17 protein-coding genes are annotated in these 18,928 nt (G+C 38.0%); 11 read left to right on the top strand and 6 right to left on the bottom strand.

Annotated features, from left to right (window positions below; all coding sequences use genetic code 11):
• Positions 1-6: 6 nt before the first annotated feature.
• Positions 7-1,710: a potassium-transporting ATPase subunit KdpA gene (gene kdpA, locus DK858_RS11225; protein ID WP_109397471.1), complete on the bottom strand. Its 1,704-nt coding sequence runs from the start codon at positions 1,708-1,710 to the stop codon at positions 7-9.
• Between the two features lie 2 nt (positions 1,711-1,712).
• Positions 1,713-1,796, bottom strand: coding sequence for a potassium-transporting ATPase subunit F (locus tag DK858_RS18510; protein ID WP_100158289.1), 84 nt, complete (start codon positions 1,794-1,796; stop codon positions 1,713-1,715).
• 228 nt (positions 1,797-2,024) lie between these two features.
• Between DK858_RS18510 and DK858_RS11215 the strand changes: the two genes are divergently transcribed.
• Together DK858_RS11215 and DK858_RS11210 are read left to right on the top strand one after the other, a co-directional pair.
• The gene (locus tag DK858_RS11215) at positions 2,025-2,711 is read left to right on the top strand and encodes an ankyrin repeat domain-containing protein (RefSeq protein ID WP_109397470.1); all 687 of its coding nucleotides are present in this window, start codon (positions 2,025-2,027) and stop codon (positions 2,709-2,711) included.
• Positions 2,711-3,172, top strand: a complete 462-nt coding sequence (locus DK858_RS11210; RefSeq protein WP_109397469.1) for a nucleoside deaminase — start codon at positions 2,711-2,713, stop codon at positions 3,170-3,172. The genes DK858_RS11215 and DK858_RS11210 overlap by 1 nt, the downstream gene beginning before the upstream one ends.
• 100 nt (positions 3,173-3,272) lie before the next feature.
• Here DK858_RS11210 and dmsD read toward each other — a convergent pair whose 3' ends face one another.
• The 4 genes from dmsD to dmsA form a co-directional block, all read right to left on the bottom strand.
• Positions 3,273-3,884: a Tat proofreading chaperone DmsD gene (dmsD, locus tag DK858_RS11205; RefSeq protein WP_109397468.1), complete on the bottom strand. Its 612-nt coding sequence runs from the start codon at positions 3,882-3,884 to the stop codon at positions 3,273-3,275.
• A gap of 175 nt (positions 3,885-4,059) precedes the next feature.
• Positions 4,060-4,917 (bottom strand): DmsC/YnfH family molybdoenzyme membrane anchor subunit, encoded by an 858-nt coding sequence (locus DK858_RS11200; protein ID WP_109397467.1) that lies wholly within the window; start codon positions 4,915-4,917, stop codon positions 4,060-4,062.
• A gap of 1 nt (position 4,918) precedes the next feature.
• Positions 4,919-5,536, bottom strand: coding sequence for a DMSO/selenate family reductase complex B subunit (locus DK858_RS11195; protein WP_023582154.1), 618 nt, complete (start codon positions 5,534-5,536; stop codon positions 4,919-4,921).
• A gap of 11 nt (positions 5,537-5,547) precedes the next feature.
• A complete protein-coding gene (gene dmsA, locus DK858_RS11190; protein ID WP_109397466.1) occupies positions 5,548-7,986 on the bottom strand; it encodes a dimethylsulfoxide reductase subunit A in 2,439 nt (812 codons plus the stop codon).
• Between the two features lie 679 nt (positions 7,987-8,665).
• Between dmsA and DK858_RS11185 the strand changes: the two genes are divergently transcribed.
• The 9 genes from DK858_RS11185 (at position 8,666) to DK858_RS11140 (ending at position 18,918) form a co-directional block, all read left to right on the top strand.
• On the top strand, positions 8,666-10,036 hold the full coding sequence (locus DK858_RS11185; protein ID WP_109397465.1) for a sucrose-specific PTS transporter subunit IIBC: 1,371 nt from the start codon (positions 8,666-8,668) through the stop codon (positions 10,034-10,036).
• On the top strand, positions 10,037-11,434 hold the full coding sequence (locus DK858_RS11180; protein WP_109397464.1) for a sucrose-6-phosphate hydrolase: 1,398 nt from the start codon (positions 10,037-10,039) through the stop codon (positions 11,432-11,434).
• Between the two features lie 72 nt (positions 11,435-11,506).
• Positions 11,507-12,517, top strand: coding sequence for a LacI family DNA-binding transcriptional regulator (locus DK858_RS11175; protein ID WP_109397463.1), 1,011 nt, complete (start codon positions 11,507-11,509; stop codon positions 12,515-12,517).
• 499 nt (positions 12,518-13,016) lie between these two features.
• Positions 13,017-14,261: a PfkB family carbohydrate kinase gene (locus tag DK858_RS11165; RefSeq protein WP_072063951.1), complete on the top strand. Its 1,245-nt coding sequence runs from the start codon at positions 13,017-13,019 to the stop codon at positions 14,259-14,261.
• Positions 14,261-15,205, top strand: coding sequence for a tripartite tricarboxylate transporter substrate binding protein (locus DK858_RS11160; RefSeq protein WP_109397461.1), 945 nt, complete (start codon positions 14,261-14,263; stop codon positions 15,203-15,205). The genes DK858_RS11165 and DK858_RS11160 overlap by 1 nt, the downstream gene beginning before the upstream one ends.
• Before the next feature lie 31 nt (positions 15,206-15,236).
• Positions 15,237-15,674 carry a tripartite tricarboxylate transporter TctB family protein gene (locus tag DK858_RS11155; RefSeq protein ID WP_072063949.1) on the top strand — a complete coding sequence of 146 codons (438 nt, stop codon included), beginning with the start codon at positions 15,237-15,239 and terminating at the stop codon, positions 15,672-15,674.
• A gap of 15 nt (positions 15,675-15,689) precedes the next feature.
• Positions 15,690-17,180: a tripartite tricarboxylate transporter permease gene (locus tag DK858_RS11150; RefSeq protein WP_109397460.1), complete on the top strand. Its 1,491-nt coding sequence runs from the start codon at positions 15,690-15,692 to the stop codon at positions 17,178-17,180.
• 137 nt (positions 17,181-17,317) lie between these two features.
• Positions 17,318-18,313: a dihydroxyacetone kinase subunit DhaK gene (locus DK858_RS11145; RefSeq protein ID WP_109397459.1), complete on the top strand. Its 996-nt coding sequence runs from the start codon at positions 17,318-17,320 to the stop codon at positions 18,311-18,313.
• 2 nt (positions 18,314-18,315) lie between these two features.
• On the top strand, positions 18,316-18,918 hold the full coding sequence (locus DK858_RS11140; RefSeq protein ID WP_072063946.1) for a dihydroxyacetone kinase subunit L: 603 nt from the start codon (positions 18,316-18,318) through the stop codon (positions 18,916-18,918).
• The last annotated feature ends 10 nt before the right edge of the window (positions 18,919-18,928 follow it).

Raw genomic sequence — 18,928 nt, 5'->3', positions numbered from 1 at the left:
GTTTCCTTATTTCGCCCAAAACAGCTGTAAGTGTTCTGCAATAGGGCCAAGTGCTAATGCCGGAACAAAAGTCAACGCGCCGATCATTAATACTGTGAGGATCAATAACAAAATAAATAGCGGTGAAGTGGTAGAGAGTGTTGCCAAACTTTCTGGCTGACGCTTTTTCACGGCTAAACTACCTGCAATAGCTAAAACAGGTAACATGACACCAAAGCGACCAATCAACATGGAAAGCCCTAATAATAAATTATAGAAGGGTGAGTTGGCGTTAAGCCCTGCAAAAGCACTACCATTATTATTAGCCGCAGAAGTAAAGGCATATAACACTTCACTAAAACCATGAGGTCCTGGATTCAAAATGGCTTCACGACCAATATCGGTAAATAAGGCGAGGGTTGTACCTAATAAAATAACGGCGGGAGAAATTAAAATAGCAACGGCTACCCATTTCATTTCGGCAACACCTATCTTTTTACCCAGATATTCAGGTGCTCGACCAACCATTAATCCAGCGATAAACACAGCTAATAATACATAGAGGATCATGCCGTAAAACCCTGATCCTACACCACCAAATACCACTTCTCCTGTTTGCATTAGCCACATTGGCACCATGCCACCTAAAGCCGTTAATGAGTCATGCATGGCATTAACTGCGCCACAAGATGCTGCTGTTGTGACGGCAACAAAAATAGCACTACCTATTATGCCAAAGCGTGTTTCTTTGCCTTCCATATTCAGCGAGCTATCTGTACCTGCAAAGATAAATTCTGGGTTTCCTTGCCATTCAGCCCACGTGATAACAGTAACAGCAACAATAAAAATTAGTGTCATAGTCCAAAGCAACGTATGACCTTGGCGTTGCGTTCCACTTAAACGGCCAAAGGCAAAACATAAGGCGGTAGGAATAAGAAATATGGCAAGTATCTGCAAAAAGTTACTTAATGATGTTGGATTTTCATAAGGATGGGCAGAGTTTGCCGCAAAATAGCCACCACCATTTGTACCCAATAGTTTTATCGCTTCTTGAGATGCCACAGGTCCCATTGGCAACCATTGTTGTTGCCCATCAAGGCCTTGGCTTAATACTGCTGGGTGAAAGTTTTGTATGACGCCTTGGCTGACGAATAACAGAGACCAAATAATTGATAAAGGGAGTAGCACATATAATGTAATGCGTCCGATATCAACCCAAGCATTGCCTAATGAAGTACAAGATGACTGTGTTAGCGCTCGAATTAAAACAAAAGCGACAGCTATGCCTGTTGTTGCAGATAAGAAGTTTTGCACTGCAAGCCCTGTCATTTGACTTAAATAACTCACTGCGGTTTCTCCGCTGTAAGCTTGCCAATTAGTATTAGTAATAAAACTAACTGTGGTATTTAACGCTAAATCCCAACTCATATTAGGAGCAAATTGAGGATTTAAAGGTAAATAGCCTTGGTTAAGTAATATGACAAATAATAGAATTGCACCCATTAAATTAAAAATAAGTAGGGCAAACATATAGTGATACCAGCTCATTGGCTGGATGGTTTTTCCTGCTGGCTTAAAACCACAACAACGCCAAATAACATGTTCAGTTTGGGTGATCCAATGAGGTAAATCACCTTCGATAAGGCGAGCTAAATAATGTCCAAGCATTTTCCCTATCACAAATAATGTGACCAGAAAAACAGCAAGATATATCAACATCGTTGTTGCCATTTTTAAAATGCCTCTGCGTTAAATAACACATAGATAAGATAAGCAGTGAGCAAAACAACTAACGTCACAGCACCGAATATCAACATCAGAACTATCCTTCATCTATTTAGATTCAGTAAGCGTACTTAAAGGTCTGTAAAGATGTTGATAAAAGAGACTGGGGAAGTGTAAAAAAAGTATAAAAATGACTTGATAGGCAGTTAATTACCTATTGATTTGTTGAAATAATGTCATCGCTTTGTTAGATATAATTATAAGTTTAAATAGTATGCTAATTAAGTGAGCCAAAATTAGCATTTTCTAGGAGATATTGAATGAATACTCTCTATCTAAAGGCTAAATGGTTTTTATATTTCTCAAGCCTGTTAATAATTTCATTTATCTTTATGGTTAAAGTGATGGCTAATTCTGATAAAGCATATTTAGTTACATTGGCACAAGAAGGGAATTTATCTGAATTAAAGCGTCAGATAGAACAAGGTGCGAATATAGAACAGCGAGATCTAAAATTGCGCACCCCTTTAATGGCTGCCACACATGCTAACCAAATTGATGTTGCAAAATATCTTATTGAACAAGGTGCCGATGTTAATGCTCGTGATGCGATTCAAGATTCACCTTATCTTTATTCGGGAGCGAGAGGATTACAGGAGATCTTAGAATTAACTTTATCACATGGCGCTTCTCTTAAAAGTGTGAATCGTTATGGTGGAACAGCATTAATTCCAGCTTCTGAGCGAGGACATGTAAAAACGGTAAAAACATTAATTGATGCGGGTGTAGATGTTGATCATATTAATCGTTTAGGTTGGACAGCTTTAATTGAAGCCATTATCTTAGGTGATGGTAGCCAAAAATATGAAGATATTGTGACTTTACTTATAGAGGGTGGCGCTAATGTCAACCTTGCCGATGCTTCAGGTCAAACACCATTAACCTTAGCAAAGGATAAAGGTTATACAAACATCGTTAATATTCTTAAACAGGCGGGGGCAGAATAATGTTAGATAAACAGTTTATACAACAAGCCATTTCGCTTGCTCTGGATAATGTGAAAGTAGGGGGAAGACCATTTGGTGCTGTCATTGTGAATAATGGTCAAGTGATTGCAAGTGCGGTTAATCAGATAATAGAGACAAATGATCCTACTGCGCATGCTGAATTATTAGCATTACGGGAAGCAGGCAAGGTATTAGGACGGCCAAAGTTAGATGATTGTGTTGTTTATGCTAGTGGACAACCTTGCCCAATGTGTCTTGCGGCAATGCGTATGGCCGGGATTTCTAAGATTTTTTATGCTTATTCGGATGCAGATGCCAAGCCTTATGGATTATCGACTTCTACGATTGCTCAAGCATTAAGAAAGGCACCAGAACAACAAGATGGTCTGCAATTTATACAGATAAAAACCGAAGATGAAGCACACCCTACACTTTACCAAATTTGGTCAAAACAGTCTTAAATATTCATTTTATAAGTAAAAGCCCTAAAAGAATTGAATGTTACAGGGTCATTTTAACATTCACTTTTAGGGCTTTTTATTTTTGCTATCTATTTATTAATCAACAAAATAGCTGTTTTTCAGCAGGTTTAACATTTAACTGAGATTGCCAGTTTTTTAGTGTTAATGTCGTCAACATGGCTAAACCTTCATAATAAGGGAATGCACCTTGCAGAGATAACTTCTCTAAATAACGATAAGCCCATGGCAGTAAGTGTTCTGCTAATAACTCATTTAATTTTTCAGGGCGAGTTTCTGCAATCCATGCCACCATCATTATCATTAAACCAATATGATCTTCTGGCTCATTTTGAGTTAACGCAATATCAATACCATTTTCTAGCATCCATTCGCGTAAATCTAATGTTGAGTTACCAAATAATACATTTTCATGATCAAGGTAAACAGAGCCCCAAGGTGGTGCAGGCAGTGCGTAAGGACCGACAAATAAACGTTGATATGCCTGTGCTAACGTTTCTTCCTCTAATGTGGTTTGTGAAAGAAGGCTAGCAATACGTTGTTTTTCCTCATCACTGCCATAAGGCCATTCTTCAACCCACTTTTGACTAGACAGCAGTTCGACAATGTCACTTTTCTCAGTAGGTGCGTAATAAAATGCAGCGCCTAAAATACGGGCAGTGAGAGAAATATTAGTAATAAGTTGTTGTTCCATAATATTTTTATAATCCGCTTAGATTTATTGTCTTTACTATATGCGATTTTCTATCTAAACATAATGACGAAGATTAAAAAAGAGCGATACCGTAATATAAAAGAGAAACCGCTATAACAGATAAAAAGAACGTACTTTTTAACTATTACAGCGGTTTAGAAGGGTGAGAAATTAATTAACCAACTACTGCCATACCGACAGTCATATGTAAACCATAGAACACACCGCGTCCTATAAACTCACCAGCAAACACTAAAATAAAGCCCAATGCTAACAAAGCAACAGAAGGATTGTTTTTACGTAACAGTGGGGCAATCCAGCAACTTAAGCCTAAGACTAAAGCCACTAATTTAATGCCCATTAGCGCACCATAGTTAGGGACTAAATCCACCGCTTTTTGCACAGAGGTTTGAATAGAACCTAATTCAAAACCTTGTGATATTGCCACAATAGCACTCACAATAATGGCGATAATACTGAGTAGTGGTAATGCACTAACGCAGTTTAGGTTAAAGCCTGCAATGCGCATTAAGAGCGCGGCTAAAATAGGACCAGCAATAAATGCGGTCAGCACAAAATTAAATGTGGTATAGCTGTTATACCACGTCGGAACAGTATCAATTTGGTATACACGAGAAATCGCCACAATAAATAATGCGGCTAATACCATAACCAGTGCGACCCATAATTTGCCTAATGCAGCAGGCATTTTATTAAGTACAGCCAGTAACCAGTAAATTCCCCCCAGTGCAAAGAAAATTGAACCGCTGGCGATTTCATTACTTAATGATGAGTGTCCAAGACGAAGTAATGAGTTAAATGCACGTAATGGAGTTCCCATATGCATCATGGATAATAAAAAGCCAATTCCCATTAATGCCCAGAGTCCAAACATGCTGTAATGCACTTTTCGGTTCATTTCGGCGGAGAGCTTACCCGAAAGAATAGCGCATCCCATAATAATAAAGGCGCCAGCAACGCTTTGACCGATAACGGTAAAAAACATTAGTGGCCATTCATGCAATCCCACCATCTTACACCTCCTCTGGGTTTGCCAGATGACCAGTGGTATCACCCACAGGACGGCTATTGGCATTTAATTTAAGGACAATATTTGGCTTGGTGTATTTTGCTGAAGGAAGTGGTGCAATTTCAGCTAAATCACCATATTTAGCGCGTAACTCTTCAATCGGTGCCATATCCAATGCACGCAGTGGGCAAGATTCGACACAAATCGGTTTTTTACCTTCAGCTACACGTTCATAGCAACCATCACATTTGGTCATATGACCTTTGACTTCATCAAATTGTGGAGCACCGTAAGGGCAAGCCATATGACAATAACGACAACCGATACAAATATCTTCATTAACAACGACAAAGCCGTCTTCGCGCTTATGCATTGCACCACTTGGGCAAACTTTGGCACAAGCCGGATCGTCACAATGGTTACATGAAATGGATAAGTAATAAGCAAAAACGTTCTGTGTATAAACACCATCTTGCTCTGTCCAATCACCACCAGCATATTCATAGATACGGCGGAAATTGACTTCAGGGGATAAATTTTTAAAATCCTTGCACGCCAGTTCACAGGTTTTGCAGCCGGTGCAACGACTTGAATCAATATAAAAACCATATTGCGTTGACATAACCAGACTCCTTACGCCTTGACGACTTCAACAAGATTACTGTGAGAAGGATTGCCCTTAGCGAGAGGTGAAGGGCGTTGTGTCGTTAACACGTTAATGCTACCAGCATGATCGATACGGTTACTATCTGGGTTATACCAAGCACCTTCACTTAAACCGACTACGCCCGGTAAAATACGAGGGGTAACTTTCGCATTGATCCGAACTTCACCACGATCGTTATAAATACGCACTAAATCACCGTGTTTAATACCACGTTTGGATGCATCCACAGGGTTGATCCATATTTCTTGAGGGCAAGCCGCTTTTAAGACATCAACGTTGCCATAAGTTGAGTGGGTGCGTGATTTATAGTGGAATCCTGTCATTTGTAATGGATATTTTTCCATAGCCGGATCGCCATAGCTTTCAAAGCCAGCGGAGTAGATAGGCAGTGGATCAATCACATCGTCAGACGCGAGCTCCCATGTCGCTTTAATCTCAGCAAGTTGAGAAGAATAGATCTCAATTTTACCTGATGGTGTTGTTAATGGGTTGTTTGCAGGATCTTCACGGAATTTGCGATAAGCAACGTGATGACCTTCAGGGTCACGTTTTTTGAAGATACCTTGAGCACGGAATTCCTCAAAAGTCGGTAGTTCAGGTAAGTTTTGACGAGATTGTTCGTAAAGATGGCGTAGCCACTCTTCTTGAGTACGGTTTTCAGTGAATTTTTCACCCACCCCCATACGTTTTGCAATTTCGCTTGTCATTTCATAGATATTACGGCTTTCAAAGCGAGGTTTGATTGCCTGATCAGCGAAAATAACATATGACATATTACCTGCTGATGCATCCATACAGAAGTCCATCTGTTCTGATGCTGTGCAATCAGGAAGTAGAATATCGGCATATTTAGCTGATGCAGTCATATGATTATCGATCACCACAATCATTTCGCATTTTTTATCGTCTTGTAAAATGTCATGAGTGCGATTGATTTCAGAGTGTTGGTTTACTAGGCAGTTACCTGCATAGTTCCATACCATTTTGATTGGTACGTCAAGCTTGTCTTTACCTCGAACACCATCACGGGTTGCTGTCATTTCTGGGCCACGCAAAATGGCATCCGTCCACATAAACATAGAAATGCTGGTGGTCACTGGGTTAGTTAGAGTCGGCATACGAACAAAAGGAATACTGTAAGAACCTTCACGAGCGCCAGTATTACCGCCGTTAATTCCCACATTCCCCGTTAAAATAGAGAGCATTGCGATAGCACGAGAAGTAAGCTCACCGTTAGAACGACGTTGAGGCCCCCAGCCTTGTGTAATATAAGCAGGTTTCGCTGTTGCGATTTCACGGGCTAATTTAACAATGCGTGAAGCAGGAATACCCGTGATCTGCGCTGCCCATTCAGGCGTTTTTGGCTGACCATCTGCACCATTACCTAAAATATAGGCTTTATAGTGGCCATTTTTTGGCGCACCTTCTGGCATAGTCGTTTCATCATAACCAACACAATATTTATCTAAGAAAGGCTTATCAACTAAGTCTTCTTTGATCATGACATAAGCTAATGCATTAACTAATGCAGCATCTGTTCCGGGACGAATAGGGATCCATTCATCTTCACGACCCGCACCGGTATCCGTATAACGAGGATCGATGATAATCATTCTTGCATCAGATTTTTCACGTGCTTGTTCAACGTAATAGGTAACACCGCCACCACTCATACGTGTTTCACCTGGATTATTACCGAACATCACGACAAGTTTGGTGTTTTCAATATCTGAAGGGCTATTACCATCAGCCCAACCACCATAGGTATAATTTAAACCCGCTGCGATTTGTGCCGTACTGTAATCACCATAATGATTAAGATAACCGCCACAACAATTCATTAAACGTGCAATTAGCGTTGCACCTGGTGGCCAAGACTTTGTCATGGTGCCACCTAAAGTTCCTGTACCGTAGTTTAGATAAATAGATTCATTACCATAATCTTTGATTAAACGTTTCATGGTATCTGAAATAGTATCAAACGCTTCATCCCATGAAATACGTTCAAACTTGCCTTCACCGCGTTTACCTACACGTTTCATTGGGTAACGTAAACGATCTGGGTTATAAACACGGCGACGCATAGAGCGACCACGTAAACAGGCACGAACTTGGTGTAATTCTTCGTAGACATCATTGCCTGTATTGTCAGTTTCTACATATTTAATTTCGCCATCAACTACATGCATGCGTAATGGGCAGCGACTACCACAGTTTACTGTGCAGGCACTCCATACCACTTTTTCGCTGTTTGGTGTTGATTGTGTTTCTGAGGCAACGGCTTGATGAAAGGGAAGGGATAAACCACCCGCAGTTATTGCTAAACCACCCGCTGCACCTGTTTTTACAAAACGACGGCGAGATAAGGGAGTGGAAAGTAACGCCATCTCTTTGATGTTTTTCATACATTACTCACTTGATTATTTACATTTTAAGAAGAAACAGAAGCCAACAAGCTTATAAAGAAATAATTATTGTTATTGTTGTTAAAAAATAACTACTTTAACGTAGGCAATAAAACCCAACTGTTAATGTGGATACTACGTATTTCCTAAAAGTCGTAGTTGCTTTACATCAAAGAAAAGTGATTTATTACAAGAGTTACTAGTTTTTAAAGGTTACTTTAAGTTTTTGTATTAGCTAAATTTAATCATTTGATTAACATCTTTGTATAAATAAATATATATCGATTAATTAAGTATTTTGATGTTATCAGTAACATTTTTTAAGCCTGCTTATTCATTTCTATCTATATGATTTTGTTAGTTCAATAGTCACTTTTATTAATGCTCAACAGTCGTTTTTAGAAGCTATAATTATCTAACAATCGATTAACCTGTTTAGCTAAACAAAAAATTAAAATTTGTTTAGCTTGTCGTTATTTTTAATTATTTTAAATAGTCAAAATGTGATTAATAAATGTGCTTTTTTGTAACTTAGATCACAATTAAATGCCCGTTAACTGAGTTTTCATTGCTATCTTGAATTGATTTTTATTTAATCTAATTATTAGCTAAACCGGTTTAGTTTTGTGATAAAACCAAATACTCGCGACATAAATAAAAAAGAATGACAGAGGCTATGATGAATATTGAAAAAGTTGCTCATCAGCTTGTACCTTTATTAGGTGGTGCTGAAAACATTGCAAGTGCAGCACATTGTGCTACGCGTCTAAGGCTTGTTCTTGTTGATGACTCAAAAGCAGACAAAGAAGCAATAAACAAATTAGAGGGGGTGAAAGGGTGTTTTAGTAATGCAGGGCAAATTCAGGTTATCTTTGGTACTGGGTTAGTCAATAAAGTACACGCCGCATTCATTGCTGCAGCAGGCATTGGTGAATCAAGCAAATCTGAAGCCGCCAATATTGCAGCTAAAAAACTCAATCCATTTCAACGAATAGCAAGACTGCTTTCTAATATTTTTGTGCCCATTATCCCAGCCATTGTAGCATCAGGTCTATTAATGGGATTATTGGGATTAATGAAAACCAACCAGTGGGTAAGTCCTGACAATGCACTCTATATCATGCTTGATATGTGTAGCTCTGCGGCATTTATTATTTTACCTATTTTAATTGGTTTTACTGCAGCGAAAGAGTTTGGTGGAAACCCTTATCTTGGTGCAACACTTGGTGGTATTTTAACCCATCCTGCCTTAACTAATGCATGGGGAGTTGCTGCTGGCTTTAATACCATGAATTTCTTTGGGTTAGAAGTTGCCATGATTGGTTATCAAGGTACTGTTTTCCCTGTATTGCTTGCTGTCTGGTTTATGAGTGTACTAGAAAAACAATTACGTAAAGTTGTTCCTAATGCTCTTGATTTAATTATCACGCCATTCCTAACTGTTATTATTTCCGGTTTTGTTGCGTTATTAGTTATTGGCCCAGTAGGTCGTCTTTTAGGTGATGGTATTTCATTAATACTAAGTACCTTGATCACTCAAGCCGGTTGGATAGCAGGGCTTATTTTTGGTGGGCTCTATTCAGTTATTGTTATCACTGGTATTCATCATAGTTTTCATGCAGTTGAAGCAGGTTTATTAGGCAATCCTAATATTGGGGTTAATTTCTTATTACCTATTTGGGCAATGGCGAATATTGCTCAAGGTGGCGCTTGTATAGCAGTTTGGTTTAAAACTACTGATGCAAAAATTAAAGCTATTACGATCCCTTCAGGTTTTTCCGCTATGTTAGGGATCACTGAAGCGGCAATTTTCGGAATTAATTTACGTTATGGAAAACCTTTCATTGCCGCATTAATTGGTGGTGCTGCTGGGGGGGCTTGGGTTGTGGGTTCCCATGTTTATATGACAGCCGTTGGGCTTACTGCTATTCCGGGGATTGCGATTGTACAAGCAGGTTCAATTATTAATTATGTTATTGGTTTAGCGATTGCATTCTTAACGGCTTTTGTTCTTTCTCTTTTATTAAAATATAAAGTGGAGTCGGCCTAAATGACAAAAAGTGAAGGGTTGTCTGCAATTTTACACGCTGTTATGCGTAATAGTGCTAACGCTACTAAAGATAAATATTATCCACATTGGCATTTAGCGCCAGTAACAGGATTATTAAATGATCCCAACGGGTTTTGCTTTGATGGAGAATATTATCATCTATTTTATCAGTGGAACCCTTTATCTTGTGAGCATAAAAATAAATGTTGGGGTCACTGGCGGTCAAGGGATCTTATTACTTGGCAACATCAACCCATTGCTTTATTACCTGATGAGTTTTATGACAAAGATGGTTGTTATTCTGGTAGTGCAGTGATCCATGAAGGACAATTAACGCTCTGTTATACCGGCAATGTAAAATTTCAAGATGGAGCTCGTACGGCTTGGCAATGTTTAGCCGTAGAAAATAAGCAGGGAGGGTTTGATAAGTTAGGGCCTGTTTTAGGGCTTCCAGAAGGTTACAGTGGCCATGTTCGTGATCCCAAAATCTGGCAATATAACGATATATGGTACATGGTGTTAGGTGCACAAACTTTAGATAAACAGGGTAAGGTTTTACTCTATCGTGCATCTCATTTATATCAATGGCAATTAGTCGGTGAGTTAGCCGGTAGTCATTTAGGGGGGTTAAATGATGCAGGTTATATGTGGGAATGCCCAGATCTCTTTGAGCTTGAAGGACACTTTATTTTATTAACTTGCCCTCAAGGAATAAAAAAAGAGCAACATCGATTTTTAAACCCGCATCCTAGTGCTTATTTAATAGGAAGCTTTGATTATTCAACTTTGCAATTCCAACATGGCGATTTAATTGAGCTCGATGCAGGGTTTGAATTTTATGCACCTCAAACGACATTAGCCAATGGCAGACGTCTATTATTTGGTTGGATGGGAGTTCCTGATGGAGAGGAAATGTATCAACCGACCATTGCTAATGGTTGGATACATCAAATGACATGCCCTCGTGAATTGCACATAAAAGAAAATAAGCTTTATCAACAACCCATAAAAGAATTACAGCAACTCAGACAAAAGGCCATATATTGGCAAGGTTTGGCTGATGATGCGCCTGATATTCACGGATTTTTGTTTGAACTAGAAGTAGAGCTGTTCGGCTCCTTGGCTATTTATTTTTCTGATAATCTTGCTTTAATTATTGAAAATAGCCAAGCCGTGTTAAAACGTCGTAGTGTTAAAAACGGGGCGTGGCAATCACGTTTCTGGTCTGGTGATATAAAACATCTTCAAATATTATGTGACAACTCTAGTGTGGAAATTTTCTTTAATCACGGAGCAGGTGTAATGAGTAGCCGTTTTTTCCCGTCAGAAAAACAGACAATCTGTTTCTTGGGAAAAGACACAATAAACCTCACTGCTTGGCGATTAAAGAATGCATAAATTAGTTAAATACAATTATATAAACGATAAAATAGTTTACGTTCAGCGAATGTAACATTAAGTAGAATAACAGTGAAAAAACAAAAACGTATCACGATCACCGATATTGCAAAATTAGCAGGGGTTTCAAAAACAACGGCAAGTTTAGTATTAAATGGCCGAGGTAAAGAGATGCGTGTTTCTGATGATACTATTGCACGCATTATAACCATTGCTGAACAATATCAGTATCAACCTAATATTCATGCACGCTCTTTGCGTGATAATCGTAGTTATGCATTGGGATTAGTTATTCCTGATATTACTAACTATGGTTTCGCTTCTGTGGCTTATGAACTAGAAATATTATGTAGAGAAGCGGGTATTCAGTTACTCATTTCTTGTACTGATGAGAATGCCGCTCAAGAAACACTGGTAATAGAACATCTATTATCACGACAAATAGATGGTTTGATTGTTGCCTCGTGTTTACAAAGTGATATTGAATATCAACGTTTGAGTCAACAAATTCCGGTTGTATTATTTGACCGTTATTTTGAAGGAACAACACTACCTTTTGTTGTTACAGATTCAATAACCACGACGCAACAACTTATTTCAGAGATTGCTTCTACAAAAGGTATTGATGAGTTCTATTTTTTAGGTGGACAATCAACACTTTCACCAACCACCGATCGTCTTTTAGGTTTCACTCAAGGGCTTTCACAAGCGAATATTAATCTGAAATCTGAGTGGATCATTCATGGACATTATCACCCAAGTTCAGGCTATGAAATGTTCGGCTCTTTATGTGCGTCCTTAGGTCATCCGCCAAAATTTGTTTTTACTTCAGCTTGTGGTTTATTAGACGGTGTATTGCGTTATCTAAGCCAAAATAAACATATGCAAAATGAAGTCTATTTGGCAGGTTTTGATGATCACTATCTTTATAATTCATTATCAATACCAATAGATACTATTGCTCAAAATAATCCTGAATTAGCCTCACACTGCTTCCGGTTAATTATGGGATTAATTAACCAGACAAATTTAGGAAATCATCAAATTTTTGTTCCAGCAAAAATTCATCAGCGTCATGAGTAAGATTAAGTAATTTTATGCAATCTCATTTATCTTTACTGACTGATAATCATTATCCATAAGATTAATGAATTAGAAGTGAATATAGATAAATGGGAAAAATTAAAAATAATAATGAAGATAGGCAAGTAATGCGTGCTTTTAACCTTCGTGCTTTGCATATTTGGCCTTTACGCCTTGCAAAACTAGATACCAAGGTAATTTTATTTAACATTATATTCACAATAAAAAACTATCATTTTTGTAATAATTTAAATCATTATTTTATCAGCCGCCTTTGAACGGCTGATTCTACCTCTCTTTTCTTAATTACCATTCTTTATTCGACTCGTTTCACCTCTCATTTTTAACGTATGACAATTGATGTTGTGTTAAAAAAATGTGATCTAAATTGCTTCGATTTGGTTTTGCTTTTGCTTTTGGTTTTTTGTTTTGAATGCCATCGCAGAATCACGAACCTAATCTCCTTATTCTCGTTATCAATGATACGGAGGCACTTTGTATGTTTTCAGAAGAACGGCGACAGGAAATTTACACCATCATCAGGGAACAAAAGAAAGTTAAAGTGGCTCAGCTTGCGGAAAAATTCAGTGTCACATTGGAAACTATTCGCAGTGATTTGAAATACCTTGAAGGAGAAGGGTTGATCAAACGTTGTCATGGTGGCGCCATACTAGGGAAACAAGAAATTAAAAAAATAAGTAAATTTAGTGATAGCTTTGATATTTCATGTTTATTGCACGATTTATTAATCGTAAGAGAACGTAAAGATAGAAAGCCAGAAGGCAAAGTCTGCGTACTTGGGTCATTTGTGGTAGATATTATTGCCAATGTCGATTCTTTTCCAAAAGTCGGTGAGCTAATTAACTCTAAAAGCAATTCGATAGGTCCCGGTGGTAAAGGAACAAATCAGGCAATGGCTGCCAGTTTTTCGGATGCGAAAGTGCATTTAATAACGAAGGTCGGTGAAGATCATTTTAGTAAATATGCTTATAAATATTTACAAGAAAGTGGCATTGATTCTTTCACTATTTTTCAAACAGAAATAGAGCCAACAGGCAGTTCAATTAGCTATTTAGCGGATGAAACACAAAACAATATTACAGCGACTTATTTAGGGGCGAACAATACATTTTCAGATCAAGAGATTGATATTTCTTTACCTTATGTAAGTGAAGCGGATGTGTTATTGCTCCAAGGTGAAATAAATATAGAAGCTAATATTAAAACCGCACTGTTTGCAAAATCAGTTAATAAAACAGTTGTGCTAAATGTTGCGCCTTATAATGAAAATCTAAAACAGCTTTATTCAAATATTGATTTTATTACCTTAAATGCGAATCAAGCATCACATTGGGCTGATATTGAAATAAACAACATTAATGACGCAAAACAGGCTATTAACGTTATTTCAGGTGATGAAAACAAGAAAGTTATTATCTATATGGATGAGCTTGGCGTGGTCTATTTTGATGGACGAGCCACTTTTCATATACCGCCTATGCCATCGTTACGAGTGGATACGATGGCAGCCACGGATGCTTTTAATGGCGCATTTGCTTCAAAAATAGCGGCAGGAGGCACAATGCATGAGAGTATATTATTTGCCAGTGCTTTCCTTTCTGCATTTATAGAACAAAAAGGCGTAACAGCAATGCCTGTACTTTCTCAAGTTCAGGCTCGCCTTAAATCAAGGCTCGAAGATATTCGACCACAAATAATCTGCAATGAGAAAAGGTGCATATAATGAAAAAAACACTTCTGGCATTTACCCTATGCAGTTCCATTTTTACACTTCCGGTTTTCGCTCAATACCCTGAAAAACCAATTACCATTGTTGTTCCTTGGGCTGCTGGCGGTAATACTGATACAGTTGCACGCCTAGCAGCTAAAGGGCTACAAGAAGAATTAGGCGTGACCGTTAATGTGGTAAATAAAACAGGCGGTAGTGGTGTCGTTGGTCATGATGCTATTAAAAATGCAAAACCCGATGGCTACACACTGGGTATTGCAACGGTTGAAATTGCCATGATGCATCATCAAGGAATGACAAATTTAACTTATCAAGATTACACACCAATTACACGTCTTGCTGTTATTTATGGTGGATTACAAGTTGGAAAGTCTTCACCATTTAAAAATGCACAGGAAATTATTGATTACGCGAAAGCAAATCCGGGTAAATTAAAAGCTTCCGGTAGTGGTTTAAACTCAATCTGGCATCTCAATACTATTGGGATGTTGCGTGCTGCGGGATTGCCTGATAACGCCATTCGCTTTATTCCTTCTCAAGGTGCAAGTGCTGCATTACAAGAGCTTGCTTCTGGCGGGGTTGATATTGTGACCTCTTCATTAGGAGAGGCAGACAGCATGGTAAAAGCGGGATTAGTGAAGCATATGGCAATTATGTCCAATGAGAAATCGGCTTTTTACCCAGATGTCCCATTATTTAAAGAAGCCACACCTTATAACTGGGATTTACAAGCGTGGAATATGTTAGTTGCGCCAAAAGGGTTAGATAAAGAAGTACAAGACAAACTTACGTCTGCAATGAAAAAAGTGTATGCCTCTGGCGAATTAGCTGAGTTTGCAAATAAACAAGGATTTGAAGTTATCGAACTATATGGCGATGATGCCACTCAATTTATGGCCAATGAAGATAAAAAGTTTGGTGAAATTATAAAGAAATAACTGAGGAAACGGCTGAACAGCAGCCGTTTTTATGCCTATGCTAAATCGTCATATTCTATCGCTAATATTTTGTTGCTTTGGTTTATTTCTTATTGTTTATAGTGCGTATTCATTAGGTGATTTTAGTGAATATGGTGCCGCATTTATGCCTTCTATTATTGGCGGTGGCATAATTATATTTTCACTAATAGATATATTTTCACGCCATCAAGAAAGTGATATTCCATTAGTTTCATGGCATGAAATAAAATTTGTTTTATTAATCATTGGCATTATTCTTTTTTATGTTTTTGCATCAAATTATCTAGGTTTTATTTTAACGGGCTTAATTATTACAGCACCATTAATGATGAAATATGCAACAACAAAACCTATATACAGTTTTATTATTTCAGCCAGTGTGGTGTTAGGTGTGTATTACTTATTTACCGCTGTACTGTTAGTACCGCTACCTCAGCTATTTTCATAAATAGAGAATAACAGTATGGATATATTAATTAGCGCACTTGCTTATATTGATTACACAACAATACTTGTCGTGATTGGCGCTTGTTTATTTGGCTTATTTGTTGGTGCAATTCCTGGATTAACATCAACAATGGCTATCGCATTAATGGTGCCATTTACTTTTTTTCTTGAACCCATTCCAGCTTTAGCTTTAATGATTTCTGTCGGAGCGTCCTCTATCTTTGCGGGTGATATTCCCGGCGCTTTATTAAATATTCCGGGTACACCTGCATCGGCAGCTTATACCAATGATGCACATACCTTAGTCAAAGAGGGGAAAACAAATCGTGTATTAGGTATGTCGCTAACAAGCTCTGTGATTGGTGGTGTTATAGGTACGATTATATTAGCGTCAACAGCACCAATTTTAGCTGAGTTTGCTTTAAAATTTAGTTCTTATGAATATATGTGGTTATCTTTAATTGGGCTTAGCTGTGCAACAATTGTTTCAGGTTCACATATTCGAAAAAGCTTATTAGCACTATTCTTTGGTATTGCATTAGCCACCATTGGTTATGATGAATTTACAGGGCAAGCTCGCTTTACTTTCGGTGAAGTCTCTTTAATGCAAGGAGTCAGTTTTATTCCAGCAATGATAGGGTTGTTTGCAATTTCTGGTGCAATTAAATATTACGTTGAGCGTTGGAAAAAAAAGCAAATTACGTTAAGTGAAGTGAATGCTGAAAATAATTCTTACAACATTTTTAAAGGGGTTGGTGGTGTTGTTCGACAGCGTAAAAGTGGTATTTTCCGTAGCGGAATAATTGGAACATTAATTGGTGCTTTACCCGGTGCGGGGGCCGATATCGCAGCATGGATCTCTTATGCTGTTTCAAAGAAACTCTCTAAAAAACCAGAAAAATATGGTCATGGTTCTGAGGAAGGTATTGTTGATGCTTCAGCGAGTAATAATGCAAGTTTAGCCGGAAGTTGGATCCCATCTTTAGTATTTGGTATTCCAGGCGATTCAGCGGCTGCAATTATTATCGGTGTATTATATATGAAAGATATGCAACCAGGACCAACACTGTTTTTATTTAATCCTGATAAATTATATGCGGTCTTTATTATTTTCTTTATCGCTAATCTGGTTTTATTACCAATCGCTTTTATTGTTGTCAATTTATTGAAGAAGATTGTTGCTATTGATAATGCAATTATTTATCCAGCAATTATTTTATTTAGTATTGTAGGCTCTTATGCAATTACAAATACGATGTCTTCTATTATTGTTATGTTAGTAATGGGAGTTATTGGCTATTTCCTTCAAGAACGTAAATTCCCAATATCACCTATTATTTTGGGGATGATCTTAGGACCAATGTTAGAAAAAAACTTACTCTCATCATTAATGAAAGCTGATGGTGACTTAATTAACTTTGTTAATAGACCGATTTCGATGGTATTAGCTAGTGTGTTTTTATTTATTGTGGCTATGCAAATTAGAGGTGTTTTTAAAGCTAAATAAAAAACCTATTTAATATTATTTATTAATAAGCATTTATTTATAGATACTTTTAAGTATCAGGGAAAACTCGTCTTAAATAAAATGAATTTATTTAAGATGTCGAAATCAGCAGATAAATAAAAATATCGGGTGATCACATGAAAAAAATATTAAATAAGCCAGAAAATTATGTCGATGAAACATTAGCAGGTTTATGCCTTGCTCATGGTGATATTTATCGTCAACCACAGCCAAGATTGATTACTCGTTCGAAAAAAGCAAACAAACCCAAAGTGGGTATTGTAACGGGAGGCGGTTCGGGTCACTTACCGGTATTTACAGGATATGTCGGTGAGGGCTTATTAGATGCAGCAGCTGTAGGCGATGTTTTTGCTTCACCTTCAGCAGATTTAATGGCAGATGCCATTCGTGAAGCAAACAGTGGCTTAGGTGTATTGCTACTTTATGGTAATTACGGTGGCGATATCATGAATTTTGATATGGCGACCGAAACTGTTGATTTTGAAGATGAGATTCGTTGTACAACCGTTTTAGCCACTGACGATGTGGCTTCAGCAAAATCAGAGGAAGCGCACAAACGCCGTGGTGTTGCCGGGATGATTTATGGTTTCAAAATGGCGGGTGCCAAAGCCGAAGAAGGGGCAACGCTGGAAGAAGTCACGCGTATCGCTCAAAAAACCATGAAAAATACCCGAACTATTGGTTGTGCGTTGACATCTTGCACCTTACCCGCAGTAGGGCATCCTACTTTTGAAATTGGTGCAGATGAAATGGAAATGGGGATGGGTATTCACGGTGAGCCAGGAATTTGGCGTGATAAATTACGTAGCGCAGATGATATTGCACAAGAGATGTTTGAGCGCTTACAAACAGAATTATCATTGAAAACGGGTGATAAAGTCTCTGTATTAGTTAACTCTTTAGGCGCAACACCATTAGAAGAACTTTATATTTTGTACAACAAAATTGCACAGTTGATTGATAAAGCGGGTGCAACAATTGTGCATCCATTAGTTGGCCGTTATGCCACGTCTATGGAAATGACAGGAGCAAGCTTAACGTTATGTAAATTGGATGATGAGCTAGAAGCCTTGATGAATGCACCGGCTCATTGTGCATTCTGGAGGGTATAACGATGAATATTACGCTTGAAATGCTCAAACAAGCGGTAAACCGTATCGCTATCGCTTGCGAACAATTTCAACCTATGTTGTGTGAAGCAGATAGTCGCCTAGGTGATGGAGATTTAGGGATCACCATGCAAAAAGGCTGGCGACAAATTGCAGACGATTCACAAGATTGGCCTGATGATCTCAGCAAAGCGCTTTTTCAATGCAGTAAATCATTACAAAAAGCTTGTGCATCTTCTTTTGGCACATTACAAGCAACCGCTTTTATGGCAATGGCAAAATACTGTAAAGAAAATCAACTTCAAGAAATATCATCTTCCGATATTTCACCACTATTAACTGTTGCATACCAAAGCATGATGGCGAGGGGAAAAGGGGAGTTAGGACAAAAATCCGTACTCGATATTCTTTACCATTTATCTGAAGCACTAAAACCATTAGCTATCGATGATCTAAAAATAGCTGCCTTACAAAGCATCGAAAGTACGCTTAATGAATTTCGCCAAAAACCTAATTTATTAGGTCGAGCTCGTATGTTCCCAGAAAAATCTATTGGTTTAGATGATCCGGGTATGTTGGCAATTAAAGTTATTGTAGAAGCAATCTGATTTAATAAAG

Origin of the sequence: Proteus faecis (assembly GCF_003144395.1) — a bacterium.
Taxonomy (GTDB): Bacteria; Pseudomonadota; Gammaproteobacteria; order Enterobacterales; family Enterobacteriaceae; genus Proteus; species Proteus faecis.
Note: the sequence above shows the minus strand (reverse complement) of the source record. Positions and strands in the feature narration are given on the sequence as shown.

Excerpts from the sequence above, each read along its gene's own strand:
- DK858_RS11150 (WP_109397460.1), top strand. The coding sequence starts at position 15,690 with ATGGATATATTAATTAGCGCACTTGCTTATATTGATTACACAACAATA.
- DK858_RS11165 (WP_072063951.1), top strand. The coding sequence starts at position 13,017 with ATGTTTTCAGAAGAACGGCGACAGGAAATTTACACCATCATCAGGGAA.
- DK858_RS11200 (WP_109397467.1), bottom strand. The coding sequence starts at position 4,917 with ATGGTGGGATTGCATGAATGGCCACTAATGTTTTTTACCGTTATCGGT.
- DK858_RS11210 (WP_109397469.1), top strand. The coding sequence starts at position 2,711 with ATGTTAGATAAACAGTTTATACAACAAGCCATTTCGCTTGCTCTGGAT.
- DK858_RS11185 (WP_109397465.1), top strand. The coding sequence starts at position 8,666 with ATGAATATTGAAAAAGTTGCTCATCAGCTTGTACCTTTATTAGGTGGT.
- DK858_RS11140 (WP_072063946.1), top strand. The coding sequence starts at position 18,316 with ATGAATATTACGCTTGAAATGCTCAAACAAGCGGTAAACCGTATCGCT.
- DK858_RS11155 (WP_072063949.1), top strand. The coding sequence starts at position 15,237 with ATGCCTATGCTAAATCGTCATATTCTATCGCTAATATTTTGTTGCTTT.
- dmsA (WP_109397466.1), bottom strand. The coding sequence starts at position 7,986 with ATGAAAAACATCAAAGAGATGGCGTTACTTTCCACTCCCTTATCTCGC.
- DK858_RS18510 (WP_100158289.1), bottom strand. The coding sequence starts at position 1,796 with ATGTTGATATTCGGTGCTGTGACGTTAGTTGTTTTGCTCACTGCTTAT.
- DK858_RS11180 (WP_109397464.1), top strand. The coding sequence starts at position 10,037 with ATGACAAAAAGTGAAGGGTTGTCTGCAATTTTACACGCTGTTATGCGT.
- DK858_RS11160 (WP_109397461.1), top strand. The coding sequence starts at position 14,261 with ATGAAAAAAACACTTCTGGCATTTACCCTATGCAGTTCCATTTTTACA.
- DK858_RS11195 (WP_023582154.1), bottom strand. The coding sequence starts at position 5,536 with ATGTCAACGCAATATGGTTTTTATATTGATTCAAGTCGTTGCACCGGC.
- DK858_RS11215 (WP_109397470.1), top strand. The coding sequence starts at position 2,025 with ATGAATACTCTCTATCTAAAGGCTAAATGGTTTTTATATTTCTCAAGC.
- DK858_RS11145 (WP_109397459.1), top strand. The coding sequence starts at position 17,318 with ATGAAAAAAATATTAAATAAGCCAGAAAATTATGTCGATGAAACATTA.
- dmsD (WP_109397468.1), bottom strand. The coding sequence starts at position 3,884 with ATGGAACAACAACTTATTACTAATATTTCTCTCACTGCCCGTATTTTA.
- kdpA (WP_109397471.1), bottom strand. The coding sequence starts at position 1,710 with ATGGCAACAACGATGTTGATATATCTTGCTGTTTTTCTGGTCACATTA.